We start from the raw sequence: 23,013 nt of genomic DNA, 5'->3' as shown, positions 1-23,013 counted from the left end.
GTTCGGGGATGACGTCGGCGAAGCCGTCGATCTCGGGCGTAACACCGGAGCCGACGGGGTTGGTGATCCGCACGAACTGGATCGACGAGAGTCCTGTCGAGGAGAAGTCAAAGCCGGCCCCGCCGCCGCTGCCGTCATAGGCCGCGATCAACTCGCTCGCGCTCAAACCGATCGGATCGAGCGACGGATCGACGGCGATCGTGAAATCCGTCGGCGTGGTGCCGACGGGCAGATCCAAGCCATCAAACCCGATGTCGAGCACCGGGTCCGGATCGGTGAATCCGAGCGTCGGGAACGAGCCGTCGGCAACGCCGGACAACGGAAAGAAGTTCACGCCATCGGCCGAGACTTCGACGCTGCCGCCTTCGGCGAATACGCCGGTGGCGACGGGATCCTCGGGCGTTCCTTGCGGGCTCGAGAAGTCGTCGAAGAAGAACGCATTGCCGAAGACGAGAAAGTCGATGCCGAACTGAACGGACGCCGGGTTGTCCACGACGGGGCTGGCGAAAGCGATCGTGAGCGAGCCGCCCTCGCCGACGGTGACCAGTCGGCTCGGATCGGCGGCGGCGAAGAACGGTGTGGTCGCACCGCCCGAATCGGTCAACCGGCTCGGCTCACCGAGCGCCGAACTCGGATCGTCGAACGCGCCGACGTTGCTCCCGGGAATGAACTCGACGACCGAGTCGGCGAACTGCGCATGAGCCGACGAAACAACGACCGCGGATGCCGCGGCGATTAGAAACTTCTGCATGATGGATTTCTCCCGTCCGGAATCGCGCCGGACTGTCCCTCGGGGCTGTCCGGTGCGTCGGGAGAGGATGTGCCGTTGCGAACGCCGTGCGCGAGGGTGCGCAGGAACGCTTCGCCGCGGCGTCCCGGATCGCGAGGACGGCGGATGACCGCACGCGTTTCGGCGTGCGGTGACAGGCAGGTCTTCCGGCTTCGGGGTTGGAGCTTTCGCTCCGAGCCGACCGCCTTCCCGTGAACAATCACAGTGGCATGTGGTCGGCCGCCACCCCGTTACGGCGGCGCGTCCGCGGCGGAATCGCGATCCTTGAAATCGCTCACCGCACTTCCCTCGGGCCAGGGCAACGCGCCCCGGCACCTGTCTGTCGCCACCGTAGTCCCAACCCACACCCACGGCAAATCCGAATGCGCTATCGCACCCCTTCCGGCCGATCGTCCGGCTTATCAAAGGCCAACAACTTCGCAACTTCCGTTGGTCCAACGGGCTGATAGCATGCAAAGACGAACGGAGTTTTGCCGCTTGACGTTACTTACAGACAACACCGCCCGGCCGACACCACCAAGCATGATTTCTGAACGCGAACCACTCTCACTAGGGCAACTACAGGAACGACTCAACACCCTGCGGGAAAATGTTCAACGCGTGTTTCTTGGTCATCCCGACGCGGTCGACCTGATGCTCGTCGGCCTGCTGGCGCGGGGGCATGTTCTGGTCGAAGACGTGCCGGGCGTGGGCAAGACCGTCTTGTCCAAGGCGATCGCCAAAAGCATCGACTGCAAGTTCAGCCGAATCCAACTCACACCGGACATGCTGCCGGCCGATGTGCTCGGCGTGAGCGTGTTCAACAGCGGCAGCAACGACTTCGAGTTCAAGCCCGGCCCGGTCTTCGCGAATATCGTCCTCGCCGACGAAATCAACCGCACCACCCCCCGCACGCAATCGGCCCTTCTCGAAGCGATGAGCGAGGAACAAGTTTCGATCGAGAACCACACCTACAACCTCGAACGGCCGTTCATGGTCATTGCGACGCAAAACCCGTTTGAGTTCGAGGGGACGTACTACCTGCCGGAGAACCAACTCGACCGCTTCGTCATCCGCGTGAGCGTTGGCTATCCGCCGCGTGACGCGGAGCGGCGCATCCTGCTCGAGCGGCCGGGGCAGACGGTGCTTGACGATCTTCAACCGGTGATGACCGCGGCCGATGTCGTGGAGCTTCAAGACGCCACGCCGCGCACCCGGGTCGACGACGCGGTGATGGATTACATCCTCGACCTGATCGACGCGACCCGCCACCACGACCAACTGCACCTCGGCGTGAGCCCGCGCGGGGCACAGGCGTTGATTCAGGCAATTCGCGCATACGCGTTGGTGCAAGGCCGGGACTACGTCGAACCCGACGACGTCAAGGCGATGTTCCTGCCCGCCTGCGCCCACCGCGTCATCAGCAAGAGCTACCTGCAAAACGGCGACGCTCAAGCGACCGCCCGCATCCTCGAAGGGGTCCTCGACACCGTCGCGGCACCCCGGTAACGCGTGTCGGAGTACCCATGGCCCGTCTCCGGTCCACACCTTCAACGTCGAAGTCCGCGACGCCAATGCGTAAGCGGCCGTCGTTGGACTTCTCGGTGACCGGGCTGGTGTTCTGCTCGATGATGATGTTCATGGGTCTTGCCGCGATCAACTCGCAGGCGAACCTATTGTTCGGTGTCTTCGGTCTGATGATCGGCATTCTGCTCATCAGCGGCGTCGTCTCGCGGCTCGTGCTACGCAAGCTGGAGCTCCGCCGGATCGTGCCCGACCATGCGATTGCGGGCCGGCCAATGACCGTGTCCTACGCGATCAAAAACATCAAGCGTTGGTGGCCGTCGTTGTCGCTGACCGTCAGCGAACTCGATGCGTCGGAGGCGTTCACGCAACAGCCGACGGCGTACCTGATGCACGCGGCCCCGAAAACCACCGCCGTCGTTCCCGTCACCCTCACGCCCAAACGCCGCGGTCTGCACCAACTCGGGAAGTACCAAATCTCCTCCAGCTTTCCGTTCGGCTTCATCAAACGGGCGATCGTCCAGCGGCTCGAACAGCCCTTGCTCGTGTTCCCGCCGATGGGCACGGTCGATGGCCGGCTCATCGCGCTGTTCCGGTCCGCCACCTCGACCGGCATCAACGTCAAACCCCGCGCCGGCGGCCAGGACGAGTTCTTCGGCACGCGCGAGTATCGCTCGGGTGATGCCCCGCGGATGATTCACTGGAAGCGCAGTGCCAGCGCCATGACCAGCGGTGGCGGCACGCTCGTCGCCAAGGAGATGACGCACATTTCGCCGCCGCGGCTGATGGTCGTGGTCGACAACTTCCGCCGCGACGGCAGCGTCGGGTCGGCGGCGGACGCCGAGCGTGTCATCGCCGCCGCCGCGACGCTGATCAACGAGGCCAACCGCCGCGAGCTTCAGGCCGGCGTCGCCGCCTGGGAGGGTCCGGGCAAAGGCGTGACGATCATCCCGCCGAGCCGTGGCAAGCGGCACCGCCTCGAAGCGCTCACACTCCTGGCACGCCTGCCGCTCAACGATGAAGCCAACGCGACACTGCTGCTCTCGGCGGCACGCAACGTACGCAGCCAAGGCATCACGCTCGTGCTCATCACGCCGGACACCGCCCCGGCCCGGCAGGACGATCCCAACGCCCCGGTCGTCGTCGAGGCAAGCTCGGACGCCTTCGAGAATGGTTACATCCGTTTCCACGAACCCATCGAGTTCGAAACGCTGATGCCCATGGATCAGGAAACCGGCCAACTCAGCTACGAATCCGCCGTTACGAGGAAGGAGTCGCCGGCCTAACCGTCGGCTGTGCGATGTACAACGTCCGTCAGTTCCGACCGATGCTGACCGTGTTGCTCGTCGTGGGCTTCACCGGGTTTGCGATCGCGTTGCGTTCACCGGGCTGGTGGGTGCTCGCGGTGGGTGGGACGTTGTTGCAGGCGTGGCTGGTACAGAGCGGACGGTTTCGGCCGATGCCACGCTGGATCGCCAACATCGCCGGCATCGTCGCGTTCGGGCTCGGTGCGATGATGGTCTTCGGCGGCATCTCGCCGGTGCTGGGCATCGGCCGCGGACTCGTGCTGTTGCAACTGGTCACGCTCTTCGAACACCGCACCAACCGCGACTCGGGCAAGCTCATCGTGCTCTCGTTGTTGCTCATGGTCGCCAGCGCGATCAGCACCGCGTCGCTGGCGTTTGGCCTGCTGTTCATCGCGTATCTCTTCCTCTCGCTCTACTGCTGCCTGCTGTTCCACCTCAAGGTCGAGACGGACACGGCCAAGCGGATGATGAACATCGATGAGGACGCGGCCAACCCGCTCACCCTCCGACAGGACTTGCGTCACCTCGGCAGTTCGATGCGCCGGCTTACCGGCGTGGTCTCGTCGGTCGCGATCGTCTTCGGTGTGCTGACGTTCCTGCTCTTTCCTCGCGGAGCCGGCCAGAACTTCCTGCTTCCGCCACCGGCGCTCACGCCCTCGCAGACCCTCACCGGGCTCGGCGACGACGTCAATTTCCAGGACGTCGCCCGCATCCAACAAAACACGGCAAAGGTCGGTTACGTCCAACTCTTTGACGTCAACGACAACATCATCAACGACGGCCGGGTGCTCTACCTCCGGGCCAGCACGCTCGACAGCTACGACGGCGACCCCAACTCCTCCGAACGCTGGCGCTGGCAACGGACCGAACCCGACGCCGACCCCAAGCGTGTCGCGGCCAACTCCCGGCAGAACTTCGGCAGCGCCCAGTTCGCCTACCGCCAGAAAATCGACCTCGAACCCAACGGCACCCGCTCGCTCATCGGCATCCGTGGCATCACCTCGTTCCGGCCCAACGCGTCGACCGTCGTGAGCTACAACCCCGCGACCGGCACGCTCAGGACGGCCGACGCCATCTTGCGTCGCACCAGCTACGAGGTGTGGAGTACCGACCAACTGCCCGACCTCGCGACCCGGCGATCGGCGGGGTTTTGGCAGGAGATCAATCCGCGTATCCGTGAGTTCGTGTTGCGGCCCGAAGTTAGCGGCAACGGCCCGGTTAACGAAGACGGCGAAGACTCGATGGGCGCGCTCCGGCTCAAGGCGGCCGACCGCACCGTCACGCTCGCCGATGCGGCGATCGCCGCCAACGTCGAGCGCTACCTGCAGACCGAGTTCACCTACACGCTGGACCTGACCGACGCGGCCGACATTCTGCAGAAAGGTGATCCGCTCGAAGCCTTTCTCTACGACGTGCAGCGTGGCCATTGCGAGTACTTCGCCGGCGCGATGGCGCTCATGTTGCAGTCGATCGGCATTGACGCGCGTGTCGTGATCGGATTCAAGGCCGACGAGTTCAACGCCACGACCGACGCGTACATCGTCCGCCAGAGTCATGCCCACGCTTGGGTCGAGGTCCGCACCACCCGCGGCTGGCAACGCTACGACCCGACTAGCGGCCGGGAAGCGCCGGTCCCCGAGGCACAAACGCTCTGGGGCAAGATCAAACACCTGGCGGACTGGTTCGAATACACCTGGGCCGACAAGGTCGTCGCTTACGACGCTGGCACCCGTGAGAACCTCATCTCGCAGGTCGACGTCAAGCTCCAGAACTCGGCGATCCGCACCAACGAGAAAGTCAACGACTGGAAGAGTTGGCTCGACCAACGCCGGTTCTCGCTGAGCGAAAAACTGATCACCGGACTGCTCGTGCTCGCGGTCATCGCGATCCTCGGCTTGCTGACGTGGTTCGGTATCGAACGCATCCGCTTGCGCCGCCGGGCCAAACGCATCGGCATCGAGGAACTCCCCGCCGACCGCAAGCGCCGTCTCGCCCGGCAACTGGCGTTCTACGACGACCTGCTGCGGTTCCTCGCAAAACGTGGCATTACCCGGCCCGACCATCTCACGCCCCGCGAGTTCGCCGCGTCGCTGACCTTTCTCCCGGCCGAGGCGTTCGATGCGGTCGGCCGACTGACCGAGATATTCTACGACGTGCGGTTCGGCCAACGCTCACTCACGGGCCGCCGCCGACAACAACTGCAAAACTTCATCGAGAAGCTCGACGACCGCATACCGGCGTGACCGCTGCTACAGCAACGACACCGGATCGACGTCGACGGCCAAGCGATCGTTGGTCGCGAAGTTACCGGCGGACCGGGCACGGCTCAGCACCCGCTGCAACGGCAACGCCGACGGAGCGCTGAGCAAGACCTGCTGCCGCCAATAGCCGCTGATGCGGGAGATGGCACACGGGTGCGGACCGCGCAGGGTGACGCTGTTCTCGCTGGCGACGGCCGGGCCGAGGTCGACAACGAGTTGCTGACATCGGCTCGCGAGCTTCTTCTCGTCCTGATCGCGTACCACGATCCGCGCCATCCGCGCGAACGGCGGCTGACCGGTCTGGCGACGAAGTTCCAGCTCGCGGTCGGCAAATCGTTCGTAATCCCCGGCCAGTGCCGACCGGATCGTCGGGTCGTCGGGCATGAACGTCTGCAACGCGACCCGGCCCGGCTTTTCACCGCGACCGGCTCGACCGGCGACCTGCGTGATGAGTTGGAACGTTCGCTCGCTGGCCCGGAAGTCCGGCAGGCTCAGCGCCGTGTCGCCGCTGACGATCCCCACGAACGTCACGTTCGGATAATCCAAGCCCTTGGCGATCATCTGCGTGCCGAGCAGGACATCGAGTTCGCCGCGACTGAAGCGGTCGAGCACCTGCTCGTACTGACTGCCGCCGCGCATCGTGTCGGAGTCGACCCGCTCGAACCGCAGGTCGGGGAGCTTGCGTCGGATCTCCTCTTCGACGCGTTGGGTACCGAGGCCGAAGAGCGAGAGCTTGTGCCCGCACGCCTCGCAGCTAGGCGGCAACGGATTCACCGCGAGGCAGTAGTGGCAGTGCAGCTGCCCGGTGTGCTTGCCCGCCTCGAACGACCCGCTGCCCGGCCCCTCGCCGACGTTGCGGTGGTACGTCATCGTCGCGTCGCAGAACCGGCAGTTCACCGGCTCCAAACACGACGGGCAAAACACGAAGTTCGCATAGCCCCGCCGGTTCAGCAGCAAAATACCCTGCTCCCCCGCCTCCTTCGTGACACGCAGCAAATGCTCGAGGCGTGGGCTTAGCAGTTCGATCCGCCTGGTCTGGCGTTGGACGTTGCGGAGGTCGATGATCTCGATCGCGGGCATCGGCCGATCCGCGACCCGGCTTGGCAACGAGAGCAAATGCCCGGACTTGGCCCGCTCCCAGCTTTCCAGCGATGGCGTCGCACTCCCGAGCACCACCGCGCACTCGGCCATCTGCGCCCGCTTGATCGCCACGTCCCGGGCGTGGTAGCGCGGGGCTTGATCCTGTTTGTACGAGTTCTCGTGCTCCTCGTCGACGACGACGATGCCGAGCTTGGGCACCGGGGCGAAGATCGCGCTGCGGGCACCGACGACAACGTCGGCCTGACCCGCGGCGATCTGTTGCCAGAAGCGGTGACGCGCCCCCGCCGTCAACCCACTGTGGAGCACGGCGACTTTCTCGAATCGCCCGGTGAACCGCCGAACCGTCTGGGGCGTGAGCGCGATCTCCGGCACCAGCACGATCGCCTGCTTGCCCGCTTCGACGACCTTCGCGATCGCCTGGAGATACACCTCGGTCTTGCCGCTGCCGGTGACGCCGTGCAGAAGGTTGACCGAAAAGCCATCGACCAAGCGCGGCGTCAGGTTGTCCATGACCACGCGTTGTTCGTCGGAAAGCGTGAGTGGTTGTTGCCTTGGCCCTGACCAATTTTTCGGTACCGACAACGCCGGCAGATCGGCGACGTTGCGGAGCGTGATGACGCCAAGCTTGGACAGTCGCCGCACCGTCGGCGGCTTGACCCCCGCCTCGCCGGCGAGCTTGGCCAACTCGATCTCGCCGCCCTCTTCGACCTGCAACAGTCGGCCGAGCAAGGCCCGCCGCTTCGGCGCTTTCGTGTTTTCCAACAAGTCCTGTACCGCGTCACGCGTCATCGCCAACCGACACATCGTGACGTAACCGATCCCGACGCGTTTCTTCACCGCACTCGGCAGGATCGAGTCGATCACCGTGCCAATCGGACAGACGTAGTACCGCCCGATCCACCGCGCCAGTTCAAGCAACTGTCCGTCGACCAGCGGCCGGGGGTCGGTGATGGTGCGGATGGGCTTGGTCTTGGGGTAACGCTGCTCGCGGTGCAGGCCGACGATGTAGCCGTGGGCGAGTTTGTTGCCCCGACCGAGCGGCACACGAACCCGCTGGCCGATCTTAACCTCGTCCCACATCGCGGCAGGAACCTCGTAGTCGAGTTCCTTGTCGATCGACTGCTCCAACGCCACCGCCGCGAAGTACGACGGCCGCTTGCCCGGCTTCGGCCGATCGTCGGGCAACTCCAGATCGAGTTCGGGAAAGAGGGCGCGGGACATCGGGTTATGTTAGGGTCACGGAAAGCGAGGGGTTGAGTAGCGATTAGCGAGGGACAGCGATAGCGTACCGTTCCCGGCCCCTCGCTACTCGCTGCTCAACCCCTCGCTGCTTCTCCATGTCCCTCCTCGACACCATCCTCGGCAAAAGCAAGGTTTACGTCCTCCTGGCCGGGGGGCTTTGCTGGTTGTGGATGCGGATGTTCGCGGGTTTGCTGGACGTGCCGACGTTCGAGGGCGACAGCGTGGTCCTGCTCGCGACGCCGGGGGCGGCGGGGGCGGCGGCTGTGGTGCTGGTCGGTTATGCGGTGGCGTTGGTGATCGGCCATGTGATCTGTGTGCGTTGGAGTCGGTCGGCGGGCTGGGGCTGCGCGACCTTCGGGCTGGCGGCGATCTCGATGCGTGGCGGACCGGTCGGGGATCAGTTGCTCGGACGGGAACCGGGCTTCTTTCTGCTGATGCTCTTCGAGCTGTTGCTGCTCTCGGCGGTGGTGGCGGTCGGATGGTTGGCCTCGCGGCAGCTTGTCGGTGTCGAAGCCAACCGCACCGGCGAACCGGACGCCAAGAAAGAGCCGATCGACCAGAAAGCCCTCGCCTTGGTGACCTCCGCGGCCATCTGCACGATCCTGGCGATGCTGCTGGCACGAACGGACCTGAAAATGCAGGCCCTGATGGCGATTTTCACCGCCGGGACGGTCGGGGCGTGGGTCGCGCACCAGTCGGTCGAGACCCGGCCCAACGCGTGGTTCTGGGGCGGGCCGATCCTCGTCGGGGTGGTCGGCTACGTCGCTGCTTGGCTCAGTGCCAACCCGACCGCCTTGGCCATCGGCGAGCCCACCGGCTTCTTCGCCCCGTTGGCCCGGATCGCACCGTTGGACTACGCCAGCTTCGGCATCGCCGGCGGCCTGCTCGGCTTTTCCATGAGCCGGGAGAAGCACGCCGAGCGCCGGGCCGAGGAGACGCAGACGCCGACCCAACCGGCGGAAAATCTCACGGCGACCGAAGCCGGTTATGCTGAAACCCCACGCCAGCCGGGCGTGTAGACTTTCACCATGGCCGTCCAAGACGCACCGGCGACATCACTACCGAATCACTTTGGCGATTACGGCGGCGTGTTCGTGCCGGAGACGCTGGTACCGGCGTTGGAGCAACTCGAAACGGCATACCTTGACGCAGTTGCTGACGACGATTTCAACGCCGAGTTCCAACGCCTGCTTCGCGAGTTCGTCGGCCGGCCGACCGGGCTGTACCACGCGGCCCGGCTGACCGAAACGTGGAACGGTGCCGAGGTCTACCTCAAGCGCGAGGACCTCAACCACACCGGCGCCCACAAGATCAACAACACCGTCGGCCAGGCGCTGCTCGCCAAGCGCATGGGCAAACACCGCATCATCGCTGAGACCGGTGCCGGCCAGCACGGCGTCGCGACGGCCACCGCCTGTGCGTTGTTCGGCTTGGACTGCACGGTGTACATGGGTGCCGAGGACATCCGCCGACAGAACCTGAACGTCTTCCGCATGCGGCAGATGGGGGCCAAGGTCGAGGAAGTCACCAGCGGCAGCAAGACGCTCAAGGACGCGACCAACGAAGCAATGCGCGACTGGATGGCTTCGAGCGAAACCACGCACTACATCCTCGGCAGCGTCGTCGGGCCGCACCCGTTTCCCACGATCGTCCGCGACTTCCAGCGTGTCATCGGCGACGAGACGCGGGCGCAGGCGCTGGAGTTGACCGGTCGATTGCCAGATGCCGTGATCGCGTGTGTCGGCGGCGGTTCCAACGCGGCGGGGATTTTCTTTCCGTTTATCGAGGACAGGGATGTTCGCCTCGTTGGCGTCGAAGCCGGCGGCAACGGCACCGGCCTCGGCAGCCACGCCGCCCCGCTCACCTACGGCTCGCCCGGCGTCCTCCACGGCTCGCTCTCCTACGTCCTGCAAGACCCCGACGGCCAGACCGCCGGCGTCCACTCCTGCAGCGCCGGCCTTGACTACCCCGGCGTCGGCCCCGAGCACAGTTACTGGAAAGACGCCGGCCGGGTCGAGTACGTCGCCGTGACCGACGATCACGCCCTCGAAGCGTTCAGCGAACTGGCCCGTTGCGAGGGCATCCTCTGCGCCCTGGAGACAGCTCACGCCTTCGCCCACGGCAAACACCTGGCCCGTGAACTCGGCCCCGGCAAGACCCTCGTCATCAACCTCAGCGGCCGCGGCGACAAGGACTGCCAGGAAATCGCCCGCCTCACCGGCATGGCGTAACCAACGCCGTCTCGCGAGAAAAGCCTGATCCGGTGGCCCGATAAACGACCACCGCTTTAACCCTCACCCGAGCAAGGCCGATGTGTCTTTCGGAACCGCACCGGAACCCGAAAGACCCCAAGGCCATGCACGAACAAATGATCGAAGTCTCCCGCGACGTCTCGAGCGTCGCTCGCCAGTCGCTCACCGAAATCCAAGGTGTAACCCGGGCGACGAAGATGCTCGCGACCAACGCCCTGATCGAAGCCGCCCATGCCGGCGAGCACGGCAAGGGCTTTGCGATCGTCGCCGAGGAAGTCGGCCGGATCAGCACGAACATCGACACGATCACCGAACACCTGCGCGACCGCCTCGACGAGAAGTTCACCGAGATGGATCGGCTCAGCCGGTCGCTGGTGGTCGACACCAAGGGCGAACGCCTTGCGGACTTGGCGCTGATGATGATCGACATCATCGACCGCAACCTGTTCGAGCGGAGCTGTGACGTACGCTGGTGGGCGACGGACTCGGCGGTGGTCGACGCGTTGACCCAACAGGACAGCCAAACGGCCGCGTTCGCCTCGCAACGCCTCGGCGTGATCCTCGATTCCTACACGGTGTACTTCGACTTGTGGATCGCCGACGCCGACGGCAAGGTCGTCGCCAACGGCCGGCCCGACCGCTTCCCGCACGTGGCCGGCAGCAGCGTCGCCAACACCGAGTGGTTCAAGAAGTCGATGGCGACCCGCAGCGGTGCGGACTATGTCGCCTGTGACGTGGAGCAGAACATGAGCCTCGACGCGACCGTTGGCACCTATGCCACCGCGATCCGCGAGGGCGGCCGGGAGAACGGCAAGGCCCTTGGCGCGATGGGCATCTTCTTCGATTGGCAGAATCAGTCGGCCGACGTCGTCGGCAAGGTTCGCCTTCCCGAGGCAGAGCGGGCCGACACACGTTGCATGCTTCTCGACAAGGACCACCGCGTCATCGCCTCGAGCGATGGCCACGGCATCCTCAGCGAGCGCTTCCCGATCGAGACTGACGACCAGTCCAGCGGGTACTACCAAGCAAACAACGGGGATCTGATCGCCTTCGCCAAGACGCCCGGCTACGAAACCTACGAGGGCTTGGGCTGGTACGGCGTCATCGCCCAACGCCAGCAAGCCCAGGAACAGCGCCAAGCCGCGTAGTAGGTTCGGCGGCGTCCGCTACCCTGCCGCCATGCCCGATCGGCCCAACATCCTTCTCATCACGTCCGACCAGCACCGCGCCGACGCGCTGGGCCACGCCGGGCATTCGTGCCTCAATACGCCCCACCTCGACCTGCTCGCGCACCAGGGCACGCGGTTCGACAACGCCTACGTCGATTGCCCGGTCTGCATCCCGGCACGGACCACCTTCATCACCGGACGGCGGGCGCACGAGAACGGCTGCTGCTCTTACAGCGAGGCGTTCCGTGTCGATGTCGAACGCCGGCACATGCTCGGCGGCCTGCTCACCGCCGCCGGTTATCAGACCGAACTCGTCGGCAAAACTCACTGGAACACCGAAGTCGACTGCCGCGGCGGCTTTGAGCACGTCACTTGGCTCGCGAGGCTGCGACGCCAGCAGCTCATCGAGACCGGTCGGCCGGGCATGCTCGCAGGGCTCGGCTACAACGAACCGGCACCGAGCCTCAGCCCTTTCCCGCCACACCTGCACAGCACCAACTGGCTCGCCGACCGCGCGTGCGACTTCATCGAAACACGCGAGCGGGCCGACCCGTTCGCACTGTGGGTCAGCTTCCAGGACCCGCACCCGCCGTTCATTGTGCACGAGCCGTACTACTCGATGTTCCGCGACGCCGACATTGATGACGCGGTCACCGGCGCCTGGGTCGAGAGCGACGACGAGCCGATGGACATCTGGAAGATGCGCCACATCGGCAACAAGAAGCCGATGACGCCGGCCGAGGTTCGGCACATGCGGGCGGTGTACTTCGGCATGATCGCCAACATGGACCACCAGATCGGCCGGATCCTCGCGCAGCTCCAGTACCACGGCGACCTCGACGACACGCTCATCCTGTACACCAGCGACCACGGCGACGCGATGGGCGATCACGGCCTGATCGGCAAACGCACGTTCCTAGAAAACTCCGCGAAGGTGCCGTTCATCATCCGACCACCCACCGGCACCGGCGAGGTCGGTCAGGTACGGCGGGATCTGGTCGAGTGGGCCGACATCCTGCCGACGCTTTGCACAGCGGCCGGGGCCGACGTGCCCGACCATGTCACCGGCCGCGACATCGGCCCGATCCTCCGAGGCGACTCACTCCCCGAGCATCACGTTCACGGCCAGATCGACGATGCCCACATGTATCATGACGGCCGCTACAAGTTCATCTACTGCGTCGACGATGGCCGGAGTCTGACCTTCGACACGCAGACTGATCCGAACGACGAGCACAACCTCACCGGCGAGCATTCGACCCGCCTGCGGCAACTGCTCATCGACCACCTCGCCGCCGAACAACATGAGCACCTCATCAACGGCGACCTGCTCAACCGCCAGACACCACGGCCGAGCATCACACAGCTACGCGCCGAGAATCAGAAAGGCATGGGGCCGACGCAGTACATGGGCAAAGCTCAACGCGACGTGATGTGGATCAACTGACGCCGACCTACTGTCGTCCGTGTCGCTCGCTCCAGCCATCCGGTCCAAACGTCCCGCGTTGATCCCGTTCATCGCCGGGGGGTATCCGTCGGTCGACGTGTTGGCTGAAACCGTGCGGCAGGTCACCGACGCCGGGGCGGCGGCGATCGAGATTGGCATTCCGTTCTCCGACCCGATCGCCGACGGGCCGACGATCCAGTCGGCGTACACCGATGCGCTGGCCGAAGGATCGACGGTGGAGAAGGTGCTCGACGCTGTCGCAACGGTCGAGCCGACCGTGCCCCGGTTGGCGATGGTGTCGCACAGCGTCGTCTTCCGGCACGGCCCGGCGAAGTTCTGTGATCAGCTCAAAGCCGCCGGCATCACCGGCCTACTCATCCCCGACCTGCCGCTTGGCGAGGCCGAGTCGGTCTGCGACACCGTCCGCGCGGCCGGAATTGACACCGTCCTCTTGGTCGCGCCGACTACGCCCAGAGCGCGGCGAGAGAAAATCGCCAACCTCGCTTCGGGTTTCGTCTACTACCTCAGCGTCGCGGGCATCACCGGCGCCCGTGACCGATTGCCCGAGAATCTGGCCGAGAACGTGCGGGAACTGAAGCAAATGACCGACACGCCCGTCTGCGTCGGCTTCGGCATCGGCAACGTCGAGCAGGTCGCGGCCGTCAACGAGGTCGCCGACGGGGCCATCGTCGGCAGCGCCTTGGTCAAGGCGATGACCGACACCCCCGACCCGGCCGCCGCTGCGGGAAGTTTTGTTCGGACCCTGCTCGGCTAACTCATTTCCCCGCCGTGCATTGGCCGCACCGACCGGTTCCGGCTAGAAATGGACATCGGTGTTCAGATTTCTTCGCCAACCTGACGCGAGCGACGGTGTCTCCCCACCAGAGGAACGCCCCGATGATCGTCCGGGCGACGCTGATATTCCACTGGTTCAAGCGGCGCAAAACGGCGATCAGGACGCGTTCGGCCGGCTCATCCGGCGACATCAGAAGAAAGCGGTCGCCGTCAGTTACCGGCTGCTGGGTAATCGGGAGGACGCCCTGGAGGTCACGCAAGATGCGTTTCTCAAGGCGTTCAAATCACTCGACTCGCTCGAACGCCCCGGGGCGTTCGGGGGTTGGCTCATGCGGATCGTGAGCAACCTCTCGCTGAACTACCGCCGGGGACGAGCCCTGCGGCAGACGGCGGACCTCGACGATGTGGGCTTCGGCATCACCCACGGCCGCAGCGCCGACGGCGAGACGACCGGCAAAAGCCCCGACCCGGTCCGCGCGGCACAGGGCAAGGAACTGGGCGACCGCCTGCAGGCCGCCCTCAACGAGCTGCCGGAGAAGCAGCGGGCGGCGTTGGTGCTCTTCACGTTGGAGGGCCTGCCGCAAAAAGAAGTCGCCGAGCAACTGGACTGCTCGGTCGAAGCGGTGAAATGGCACGTCTTCCAAGCACGTAAAAAACTCAAAGGCATGCTGGAAGACCTTCTGTAATGTACGCCGATACTGGAAAGTGACGTGTAATGGCTGGCTGGAACACCGACATCCCGTGGGAAGATGAGCTTCCCGACGACCTGCCGCCCGAAGAGCGGTGGGAGTTCAGCATCGCGCAGCTCGCCGACGAAGACACGGACGAAGTGTCGCTGCCGGGCGAGGTGCGTCGCGAACCGATCGCGCAGCAGATGCTCGACCGCTACCGCAAACTCGACGCGGTGCTACGCAACGAAGCGGCCAAACCGATCGAGGGATTCGATTGGGACCAGACCGCCGATCAGATCGACCAATATGTCCGCGGTCAATCCGAGGCCGAGGAACGTTCGATGCTGCTCGGGGGCGTCGAAACGCGCAGTCAGTCCTTCTGGGCCAATACGTGGGTGAAGCCGGTGCTGGGTTTGGCGGCCGCCGCGGCGGTGGTGCTGGCGATCTACGGCGTGTGGCCGACCGGTCCGGCAGACAACCCCGGCGGTGTCGCCCCGATCGCCGGCAACGAGCCGGACCCGGCGACCCCGAACGTCAACACCCAGGAACCCGTGCTTCTCGTCGAAGTGCCTGATACCCCAACGCCCGGCAACGACGTTGTCACCGGTGCGAGCAAGCTCGAGGTCGAGTTGGTCCAGCCGCCCGACCTGGCGGATGTGATGTGGGATCTCCCGGTAATTACGTCACAGGAACGCGCGACCGGCTCGGAGGTTTTCATCGGCCCGGCCGAGGCGCCAGTGGAAGATCGCCCCGTCGATCAGTAAAACGGACCCCATGCGAGCCGCCTTGATCACCCTGGCGTTGATCGCCGTGCCCCAACCGGTCACGGCGCTCACCCCGGCAAGGCCGCAAGTCGGGGCGCCCGGCGTTTCGGTGCAAGCCTCACTCGACCGGCAGTTGTCGCTGAACCTCACCGCCGCACCGCTCGAGGAAGCCATCGCGGCCATCGAAGACGCCGCCGGCATACCGATTCGTGTCCCCGTGTCGACATACGACCGCCTGCCCTACGGCCGGCTCACCCCCATCACGCTCCGATCGGAGAATGTCCCGCTGAGCCAAGTGCTCGACGCGCTGTCGGGTCGGCTCGCGCTGGTCGTCGATCGGCACGCCGACGGATTTCTCCAACTGCTGCCCGAGCCTGCCCTGATCCGCTTGGGCCGTCGGGCTGCACCGGGAGAATTGGCCCTGATCCAGCACTTGGCCACATCACCTTTCGAGGGCGATCTCCGCCAACTCACGCTCGTGGACCTGCTCACGCAACTCGACCTGGCACTGCTCGACCAGGACACGCGTCGGCTGCCCGGCCGGGAGGCGACCGGGTTTCACGTCGAGATCCGTCTCGCCGACGACCTGCTCCGAGAGCAGCCGGTGAGCATTTCGCGGGAGATGTCGATGCTTGACGCCCTCGAAGCCGCGGCCGAACAATCCGATGCGACTTGGTACCCCTGGGGAAAGACCATCGTCGTCGTCGGCGACCGCGACCACGTCAACTGGCTTCTCGACACGCCCATCGACGTGCGGTACGACGGCAGTGATCTTCAACAGGTATTGCTGGACCTGAGCCGACGCAGCGCGGTGCCGTTCGACTTGGCACCGGGCCTGATCGACAGACTGCCGCCGGAGAAGCGTCGTGTTCGGCTCACCGCACCGAACGTCTCCACCCGGGCCGCACTCGAAGCCATCTCGGCGTACACCGGCCTGCGCTATGAGGTCACTGCCGAGGGGGTCCGCATCACCGCCGTCTCCAACGAGCCGCGGATCGTCGGGCTCATCGACAACGGCGACGGCACGTTCCGCGCGGTCTACGAAGACGACATTACCGACGCCGAACGCGCCAAGCTCGCCCCGCAGTGAAGTGGGACGAGCCGTGATCACGATTATGAATACTGGCGACCTCGCCGCTACGTGGCCTGGGTGCTAGCCGAACGCATCGGCGAACGCGTATACGTCCCGAAAATCCTCCGGCCGGTCGTCGTCACTCACGGCCAGAACGTCGTACGCGACCAAGAGGTACACCATCTCACCAAATTCGCTCGTCTGGGTGATGCCCCAGTGGCTCAGAACGTTGCCGGCGAACGGGCCGAACTCCTCCAAGGCAAGATCACGCAGCCCGAAGCACAAATCGCGGCCGTGGACGTGATGCGGCTCATCGTCGTCCAGGTTTCCGTGGGTCTGCTCAACGACCCGAGCCAACCCACGTTGAAGGAAAGCAAACGCTTCGACGGCGAAGGGTGAGTTCTGGGCAATGTCCGATAAGGTCAGCTCTCGCGGCTCGGTGATGGCCGAGTGAATGGCCGCGTCGGTCGCGCCGCCGACGGCGGCGTCGGCACTGCCGGGTTCGGCGTCGGGCATCTGCTCGTGAACTTCATCGCTCGGCATACTGGGAACCTAGCAGACCGATGCGGCCAAGCACAACGGCGGGTTGATTTCTGACGGCACCGATAACGCCGGCCGCGAAAAATCGCTCAAGTCGCGGCTCGGTCGATCCGCCGGCCAAACGGCCAGATTCCTACGAAACGGCGGGTCGAAACGCGGCGTCTTTCGTGGAGAATGGTCCTGCGTGATAATCCGCCGGTTTGCAATGAGCCGATGTTGCGGAATGTAAGGCCTTCCCGATCATCTATGTTTCGATCCCTGATATCACCATGACCCATCGCCGACCGACCCACCGCCTGATCCTTGCCGCCGCCGCACTGACCTTATCGACGGTCACGGGCTGCGTGACCGTCCATGAGCCGTTCGCGTTCGATGCGTTGGAGTTGGGCGAGCCCCAGCGTGAGGCCGCGGCCGAAAACCCCCGCACCATGCTCGAGCCGATCAGCAACCGGCTCGACAGCCCGTACCTCCCGGAGAACTCCAAAAACGGCATGCTCGACACCGAAGCCGTGGAGGAGATCGGTAATCCGGCTCTCGCGGATGTCCCCGAGGTCGCCCTTCCGTTGCGGGAGTGCGTCCAGCGGGCCGTGATCAACAACCTCGACGTGCAAGTGGCCGGCTTCGACCCGGCGATCGAGGAAACCCGAGTGATCGAAGCCGACGCGCGGTTCGACCCGGTGGCGTTCGCCGAACTGCAATGGCAACGCAACGAATCCGAGAGCAACTTCCCGACCTTCGGCGGTGGTATCGGCGGCGCGGCCTCCACGACCAAGGACGAAACCATCAACGTCATCGGTGCCGTCGGCGTCCGCCAACTACTCCGCTCGGGCGGACAGATGGAATTCCGTTTCCAGGAAACCTATACCGACACCGAGTCCACCAGCCCCACCGCCCTCGCGCTGGGCACGTTCTTCCAGTCCGACATCTCGCTGCGACTGACCCAACCCCTCCTCCGCGACTTTGGTCGGGCCGTCAACGAAGCACGCATCGTCATCAACCGCAACAACCAGCGGATCAGCGTGCTCGACTTCCGCGCCAGCGTCGAGGACATCGTCAGCAACGTCGAGGAAACCTATTGGCGGCTCGGACAAGCCGTTGAGGAAGTCGAGATCGCCGAGGAGCTTCTCCAACGCACCATCGACACGGCGACGATCCTCTACCAACGACAAGACCAAGACGTCACCCGTGTGCAGATCATGCAGGCGTTGGCGCAGGTGCAGAGCCGTGAGGCGCAGCTCACCGACGCCCGTCGCCAGGTCCGGGATTTGTCGGATCAGCTCAAGGTACTGATGAACGACCCGTCGTTGCCGGTCGCCGGACCGACGCTCGTACTCCCGGCGAGCGAACCAACGACCCAGCCCTTGACGTTCGACTTCGTCGATCTCATCGAGTCGGGCCTGTTGCACCGCCCCGAACTTGGCCAGCAACAGTTGCGGGTGAGTTCCGCAGGCATCGCGCTGGGTGTTGCCGAGAGCAACCTCTTGCCGCGGCTCGACCTGGTCCTCTCGGCCGGCCTGCTCGGTCTTGGCGAAGGTGCCGATGACGCCTTTGACGACATCGTCGAGTTCGAAAACTCTCAGTTCGGTGCCGGCATCCAGTACGAAATTCCGATCGGCAACCGCGAAGCCCGCGCGATTTACACCCGGGCCCACCTCCAGCGTCAGCAGGCCATCGTGCAGTACCGCTCGCTGATCGAGCGGATCACCTTCGAGATCAAGATCGCCCAACGCGACATCATCACGTCCTTCACGCTCATTGGCAGCCAGCGCCAAAGCCGACTCGCCGCCGCCGAAGCGTTGCGGGCACTCGAGGAACGCGAGGACACCGGCGAGCCTCGCACCCCGGCCTTCATCAACACCAAGCTCCAGGCCCAGGCCGATCTGGCCAACGCCCAGCGTGCCGAAGCTCAGGCGATCGCCGACTACAACATTGCCATCAGCGGCCTCGAACAAGCCAAGGGCACGTTGCTCCGTTACAACAACATTCTGCTCGACGAGATGGATGGAACAGCCATCACCGGGCTGCGTGAAGTGAAGTACCCACGCCAGCCGTGAAACCGTCACGTGATGTGACAACGGTTGACCGAGTGTGACCACCGGCCCGCGATGGACTCGTCGCGGACCGGTGGTTTCGTTACGGTCCGGCGTCCGATGGCCACGATCCAGAACACCACGCCCCGACGCGACCTGAACGGGAACGTCATCGACTGCCACGACGGATGCTTGGAGAAGATCGGCGACCGCTACTTCCTCTACGGCACGCGCTACGGCGACACCGATGGGTTCACGCCGGCGAACGAGTATGTCTGCTACAGCTCGCCTGACTTGGAGAACTGGACCTACCACGGCCCGCTCTTCACGCAAAAGCTCGGCGGCGTCGGGTACCGGCCTTACGTTAAGCAACGCCCCGACGGCAAAATCGTTCTCTGGTTCAACTGGTACGCGACGCTCTGGGAAGGTCAGTACGGCGTCGCGATCGCCGACAAGCCCGAAGGTCCCTTCACCATCGTCGAGCCCGACGCCAAGGTCAACGGCGAGCGTCCCGGCGACCATTCACTGTTCGTCGACGATGATGGCACCGCCTATCTGATCTTCACCGTCATCGGCGAAGACCACCGCGTACACATCGAGAAGCTCACGTCCGACTGGACGGGCTCGACCGGTGAGATGTCCGAACGCTTCAAGCCCCATCAGGAAGCGACCGCGATGTTCAAACGCAACGGCGTGTACTACGCCACCTTCGGCAACACCTGCTGCTTCTGCCCGCAAGGCGCCGGCGTCGAGGTGTACCGCAGCGAGTCGCCGCTGGGCCCGTACGAGTTCGTCGCCGATATCAACCGCGATGACGAGGGCAACGTGATCATCCCCGGCCAACAAACGCACATGGCGCAGGTCGGCGAGCAATGGATGTGGCTGAGCGACCTGTGGGAGAGCCGACCCGACGGCATCAAAGGCCACGATCTGCAATACTGGGGCCCGCTGGAGTTCGACGCCAACGGCGTCCTGCAGCGGCTGCGACGTGTGGATGAATGGAACATCGACCCGTGATGTCATCCCTAGCGCAGCCGAGGGATCTAGCTTCGGTCGCCGATCGCGTTCGATAAGCCGCCTGCGGTTCGAGGCTAGATCCCTCGGCTGCGCTCGGGATGACGAAACCATGATCAAACCATTCCTTCGCATCGGACTCTTCGGCATCGGCCTCGCCGCGTACTGGCCGCAGTTCGCGGGGCTTGAGGACAAGCTCAAGTCGTACCTCGCAATCACCGCCGAGCGCCTGCAGCACGACGGCGTTGAGATCGTCAACCTCGGCCTCATCGACACCGCCGAGAAAGCGCTCACCGCCGGCCACGACTTCCGCCGGGGCGATGTCGACCTGATCTTCCTGCACGTCACGACCTACGCGCTCTCGCACACCGTGCTGCCGGTCGTCCGCCGAGCCGGCGTGCCGGTCGTCATTCTCAACCTGCAGCCCGACAAGGCGATCGACTACGCGGCGTTCAACGCACTCGGCGATCGCACGAAGATGACCGGCAACTGGCTGGCGTTCTGCGCCGCCTGCCCGGTGCCCGAGATCGCCAACGTCTTCCGCCGGGCCAACATCGACTTCCACCAGATCACCGGCACGCTCCACGCCAACGATCCGTGCTGGGCGGAGGTCGACCAATGGGTCAACGCCGCGCGGGTCCGCCACACGATGGAGCACAACCGCCTCGGTCTGCTCGGGCATTACTACAACGGCATGCTCGACATCTACACCGACCTGACCGCCCAGGTCGCCGCATTCGGCGGGCACATGGAGCTGATCGAGATGGACGAGCTGAGCGCCCTACGCGATGCCGTCACCGACGACGCAACCGACGCGAAGGTCGCGGAGATCAACGACAAGTTCGACATTATGGACGACGTCGATCCCGCCGAGATCAAGCGGGCCGCGACCACCGCCGTCGCGCTGGATCACCTCGTCGAGCAGCGCGACCTCGGCTCGATGGCGTACTTCTACCACTCCGTCGAGGGCCACCCGCACGAGGACGTGATCACCTCGATCATCCTCGGCACCAGCCTGCTCACCGGTCGCGGCGTCCCCGTCGCCGGCGAGTACGAAGTCAAGAACGCCCAGGCCATGAAGATCCTCGACACGCTCGGTGCCGGCGGGAGCTTCACCGAGTACTACGCGATCGATTTCAACGACGACATCGTTCTCATGGGCCACGACGGCCCAGGTCACATCGCGATCGCGCAGGGCAAGACCAAGATCAAGCCGTTGGAGGTGTACCACGGCAAGGTCGGCCGGGGCTTGAGCGTGGAGATGGCCGTCAAACACGGCCCGGTCACGCTGCTCTCGGTCATCGAAGCCGGTGGCCCCAACTCCAAGTCAGGGGTCGCGCTGCTCGTCGCCGAAGGCGAAAGCGTCGAGGGTCCGATCTTGGAGATCGGCAACACCAACAGCCGCTACCGCTTCCCGATCAGTGCCCGCAAGTTCGTCGAGTCCTGGAACGCCCACGGCCCCGCCCACCACTGCGCCGTCGGCCTGGGCCACCACGCCGACACGCTGGACAAGCTCGCGCTGCTCTTGGGCATTCCGTGCCACCGCGTCTGCTGAGCGCTCACGTCATGAGCTTGCCGCCAAACGCGATACGTCCGCGCGCCGGCTCGGCATAGAGCACATGCACATGTTCCGCCGAGCGACCGCAAGCCTCGGCGACCGCGTTCGCAATCTCGACTGCCTGCCCGGCGCGCTCACACTCCTCGGGCACATCCGCCAGCAACACCTCGACGAACACCGGCAAGACATCCGCGGGTAACACGTCGCCGTTCTCCGCGTAGTGCGACCTGGAGAGGGTGCGGACTTTCACCCAAACCCGACCGGCTGGTGCGCGAAACACCGCGCCGGCACGGTCTGCGATCCGCGTGGCCAACTGATCATCAAGCAACAGACCGGGCGGGCAAACCAGTTCGACATCGAGGATTGGCACGCCCGCATGCTACCCCAATCGTGCACCCCACCGCATCGTGAATGTCGATCACCGTCACCGGACGATTTCACATATTGCCACCGATTCAACATGGGGCTACGCTATTCGGTTAACCGTTTGACTTAAGCGGAGGAGCCCATGTTTTTGATTTCTCGCCTTACGTGCATCGTCGGTTTGTTCGTCGTCCTCGCGACCCCGGCATGGGCCGAGCCGAGGCAGCCCGAAGCGCCCGAGCAAGTCTCGGTGGCTGATGTGCTCGATCCGGCGGACTTCGACGCCGAGCAGTTGCTGGTGTTGCACTACCACCGTCCCGATGGCAACTACGACGGGTGGAATCTGTGGGCCTGGCCCGACGGCGGCGACGGGGGTTCGTACCCGTTCGACCAAGTCACCGAGTACGGCCGATACGCGGTCGTACCGTTCGACGAGATCGGCCGCGCCGGTTTCATTGTTCGCCTGCGGGAGTGGGAGGCTAAAGATGTCGGCAACGACCGCTTCGTCGACCTGAACGGCGACGGCGTGACCGAACTGTTCCTCGTGGCCGGCGACCCCAAGGTGTACGGCGAAGCTGGAGAAGTTGACTTGACCCTGCGCATCACCGCCGCCTTCCTCGACGACTTGGACCGCATCTCGCTGGCCACGACCGCCGCGCTCGACGCCGAGCAAATCGACGGGCTCAGCGTCGAGGGTTACGGCGTGCGTGAGGTCGTGCAGACCGACCGTTCGGCGACAGCGGGTTTGGTCTACGACATCGTGCTCGACGGCGAGGTTGCTGCGGCCGACTTGGACAACCTGAGCGTCACCGTGCCTGGCAGCGATCCGCTGATCGTGCTGGCACGGAACGCGCTCGATCACTTCGCCGCGCCCGACGCGAAGCTCGGCAGCCGACACGAGCCGACCGCCACGACCTTCCGCGTCTGGTCGCCGGTGAGCGAGTCGGTCAACCTGCTGCTCTATGACAAGGCCGACGGCGGCTTCCGCACGCTGCCTATGGAGCAGGTCGACAATGTCTGGACCCTCCGCGTCCCCGGCGACCATCACGGCAAGCAGTACCGCTACCAGTACACTCGCTACGGCGAGACCGTCGCCGGGCCGGACATTAACGCCTACGCCGCGACGGCCGACTC

At 64.8% G+C, this 23,013-nt stretch carries 19 protein-coding genes and 1 riboswitch; of the genes, 15 read left to right on the top strand and 4 right to left on the bottom strand.

Annotated features, from left to right (window positions below; genetic code table 11):
• A partial coding sequence (locus AAGD32_14345; GenBank protein ID MEM8875425.1) for a hypothetical protein occupies window positions 1-751 on the bottom strand: 751 nt, incomplete at its 3' end.
• A 157-nt stretch (window positions 752-908) separates the two neighbouring features.
• Window positions 909-1,124, bottom strand: a riboswitch (cobalamin riboswitch).
• Between the two features lie 188 nt (window positions 1,125-1,312).
• On the opposite strand from AAGD32_14345, the gene AAGD32_14340 reads away from it, so the two are divergent.
• From AAGD32_14340 to AAGD32_14330, 3 genes are all read left to right on the top strand, one after another.
• On the top strand, window positions 1,313-2,278 hold the full coding sequence (locus AAGD32_14340; GenBank protein MEM8875424.1) for a MoxR family ATPase: 966 nt from the start codon (window positions 1,313-1,315) through the stop codon (window positions 2,276-2,278).
• Window positions 2,279-2,343: 65 nt separating this feature from the next.
• Window positions 2,344-3,579 (top strand): DUF58 domain-containing protein, encoded by a 1,236-nt coding sequence (locus tag AAGD32_14335; protein MEM8875423.1) that lies wholly within the window; start codon window positions 2,344-2,346, stop codon window positions 3,577-3,579.
• A 14-nt stretch (window positions 3,580-3,593) separates the two neighbouring features.
• Window positions 3,594-5,843, top strand: a complete 2,250-nt coding sequence (locus AAGD32_14330; GenBank protein MEM8875422.1) for a DUF3488 and transglutaminase-like domain-containing protein — start codon at window positions 3,594-3,596, stop codon at window positions 5,841-5,843.
• Window positions 5,844-5,849: 6 nt separating this feature from the next.
• Here the strand turns inward: AAGD32_14330 and priA are convergent, their stop codons facing one another.
• Window positions 5,850-8,183 carry a primosomal protein N' gene (gene priA, locus AAGD32_14325; GenBank protein MEM8875421.1) on the bottom strand — a complete coding sequence of 778 codons (2,334 nt, stop codon included), beginning with the start codon at window positions 8,181-8,183 and terminating at the stop codon, window positions 5,850-5,852.
• A gap of 116 nt (window positions 8,184-8,299) precedes the next feature.
• On the opposite strand from priA, the gene AAGD32_14320 reads away from it, so the two are divergent.
• The 8 genes from AAGD32_14320 (at window position 8,300) to AAGD32_14285 (ending at window position 16,392) form a co-directional block, all read left to right on the top strand.
• Complete coding sequence (locus AAGD32_14320; protein ID MEM8875420.1) at window positions 8,300-9,223, top strand: hypothetical protein; 924 nt, start codon at window positions 8,300-8,302, stop codon at window positions 9,221-9,223.
• 9 nt (window positions 9,224-9,232) lie between these two features.
• On the top strand, window positions 9,233-10,435 hold the full coding sequence (trpB, locus tag AAGD32_14315) for a tryptophan synthase subunit beta (GenBank protein ID MEM8875419.1): 1,203 nt from the start codon (window positions 9,233-9,235) through the stop codon (window positions 10,433-10,435).
• 125 nt (window positions 10,436-10,560) lie between these two features.
• Entirely contained in the window at window positions 10,561-11,604 is a 1,044-nt protein-coding gene (locus tag AAGD32_14310; protein ID MEM8875418.1) for a methyl-accepting chemotaxis protein, read from the top strand.
• A 31-nt stretch (window positions 11,605-11,635) separates the two neighbouring features.
• Complete coding sequence (locus AAGD32_14305) at window positions 11,636-13,072, top strand: sulfatase-like hydrolase/transferase (protein MEM8875417.1); 1,437 nt, start codon at window positions 11,636-11,638, stop codon at window positions 13,070-13,072.
• Window positions 13,073-13,091: 19 nt separating this feature from the next.
• The gene (trpA, locus tag AAGD32_14300; protein MEM8875416.1) at window positions 13,092-13,847 is read left to right on the top strand and encodes a tryptophan synthase subunit alpha; all 756 of its coding nucleotides are present in this window, start codon (window positions 13,092-13,094) and stop codon (window positions 13,845-13,847) included.
• A 58-nt stretch (window positions 13,848-13,905) separates the two neighbouring features.
• Complete coding sequence (locus tag AAGD32_14295; GenBank protein MEM8875415.1) at window positions 13,906-14,553, top strand: RNA polymerase sigma factor; 648 nt, start codon at window positions 13,906-13,908, stop codon at window positions 14,551-14,553.
• A gap of 29 nt (window positions 14,554-14,582) precedes the next feature.
• Complete coding sequence (locus tag AAGD32_14290; GenBank protein ID MEM8875414.1) at window positions 14,583-15,302, top strand: hypothetical protein; 720 nt, start codon at window positions 14,583-14,585, stop codon at window positions 15,300-15,302.
• Between the two features lie 10 nt (window positions 15,303-15,312).
• A complete protein-coding gene (locus tag AAGD32_14285) occupies window positions 15,313-16,392 on the top strand; it encodes a hypothetical protein (protein ID MEM8875413.1) in 1,080 nt (359 codons plus the stop codon).
• 63 nt (window positions 16,393-16,455) lie between these two features.
• Here AAGD32_14285 and AAGD32_14280 read toward each other — a convergent pair whose 3' ends face one another.
• Window positions 16,456-16,917 (bottom strand): Minf_1886 family protein, encoded by a 462-nt coding sequence (locus AAGD32_14280; protein ID MEM8875412.1) that lies wholly within the window; start codon window positions 16,915-16,917, stop codon window positions 16,456-16,458.
• Between the two features lie 266 nt (window positions 16,918-17,183).
• Here AAGD32_14280 and AAGD32_14275 point away from each other — a divergent pair, with 266 nt between their 5' ends.
• The 3 genes from AAGD32_14275 (at window position 17,184) to AAGD32_14265 (ending at window position 21,513) form a co-directional block, all read left to right on the top strand.
• Entirely contained in the window at window positions 17,184-18,968 is a 1,785-nt protein-coding gene (locus tag AAGD32_14275; GenBank protein MEM8875411.1) for a TolC family protein, read from the top strand.
• A 96-nt stretch (window positions 18,969-19,064) separates the two neighbouring features.
• The gene (locus AAGD32_14270; protein MEM8875410.1) at window positions 19,065-19,961 is read left to right on the top strand and encodes a family 43 glycosylhydrolase; all 897 of its coding nucleotides are present in this window, start codon (window positions 19,065-19,067) and stop codon (window positions 19,959-19,961) included.
• Window positions 19,962-20,070: 109 nt separating this feature from the next.
• On the top strand, window positions 20,071-21,513 hold the full coding sequence (locus AAGD32_14265; GenBank protein ID MEM8875409.1) for an arabinose isomerase: 1,443 nt from the start codon (window positions 20,071-20,073) through the stop codon (window positions 21,511-21,513).
• A gap of 4 nt (window positions 21,514-21,517) precedes the next feature.
• On the opposite strand, the gene AAGD32_14260 is transcribed toward AAGD32_14265, so the two are convergent.
• A complete protein-coding gene (locus AAGD32_14260; protein ID MEM8875408.1) occupies window positions 21,518-21,886 on the bottom strand; it encodes a hypothetical protein in 369 nt (122 codons plus the stop codon).
• 138 nt (window positions 21,887-22,024) lie between these two features.
• Here AAGD32_14260 and AAGD32_14255 point away from each other — a divergent pair.
• A partial coding sequence (locus tag AAGD32_14255) for a pullulanase-associated domain-containing protein (GenBank protein ID MEM8875407.1) occupies window positions 22,025-23,013 on the top strand: 989 nt, incomplete at its 3' end.

It is taken from the genome of Planctomycetota bacterium, from assembly GCA_039182125.1.
GTDB lineage: Bacteria > Planctomycetota > Phycisphaerae > Tepidisphaerales > Tepidisphaeraceae > JBCDCH01.
Note: the sequence above shows the minus strand (reverse complement) of the source record. Positions and strands in the feature narration are given on the sequence as shown.

Coding starts and splice junctions, on each gene's coding strand:
- AAGD32_14310 (MEM8875418.1), top strand. CDS start 10,561: ATGCACGAACAAATGATCGAAGTCTCCCGCGACGTCTCGAGCGTCGCT.
- AAGD32_14290 (MEM8875414.1), top strand. CDS start 14,583: ATGGCTGGCTGGAACACCGACATCCCGTGGGAAGATGAGCTTCCCGAC.
- AAGD32_14320 (MEM8875420.1), top strand. CDS start 8,300: ATGTCCCTCCTCGACACCATCCTCGGCAAAAGCAAGGTTTACGTCCTC.
- AAGD32_14285 (MEM8875413.1), top strand. CDS start 15,313: ATGCGAGCCGCCTTGATCACCCTGGCGTTGATCGCCGTGCCCCAACCG.
- AAGD32_14335 (MEM8875423.1), top strand. CDS start 2,344: ATGCGTAAGCGGCCGTCGTTGGACTTCTCGGTGACCGGGCTGGTGTTC.
- AAGD32_14280 (MEM8875412.1), bottom strand. CDS start 16,917: ATGCCGAGCGATGAAGTTCACGAGCAGATGCCCGACGCCGAACCCGGC.
- trpB (MEM8875419.1), top strand. CDS start 9,233: ATGGCCGTCCAAGACGCACCGGCGACATCACTACCGAATCACTTTGGC.
- AAGD32_14265 (MEM8875409.1), top strand. CDS start 20,071: ATGATCAAACCATTCCTTCGCATCGGACTCTTCGGCATCGGCCTCGCC.
- AAGD32_14305 (MEM8875417.1), top strand. CDS start 11,636: ATGCCCGATCGGCCCAACATCCTTCTCATCACGTCCGACCAGCACCGC.
- AAGD32_14340 (MEM8875424.1), top strand. CDS start 1,313: ATGATTTCTGAACGCGAACCACTCTCACTAGGGCAACTACAGGAACGA.
- priA (MEM8875421.1), bottom strand. CDS start 8,183: ATGTCCCGCGCCCTCTTTCCCGAACTCGATCTGGAGTTGCCCGACGAT.
- AAGD32_14275 (MEM8875411.1), top strand. CDS start 17,184: ATGACCCATCGCCGACCGACCCACCGCCTGATCCTTGCCGCCGCCGCA.
- AAGD32_14270 (MEM8875410.1), top strand. CDS start 19,065: ATGGCCACGATCCAGAACACCACGCCCCGACGCGACCTGAACGGGAAC.
- AAGD32_14330 (MEM8875422.1), top strand. CDS start 3,594: ATGTACAACGTCCGTCAGTTCCGACCGATGCTGACCGTGTTGCTCGTC.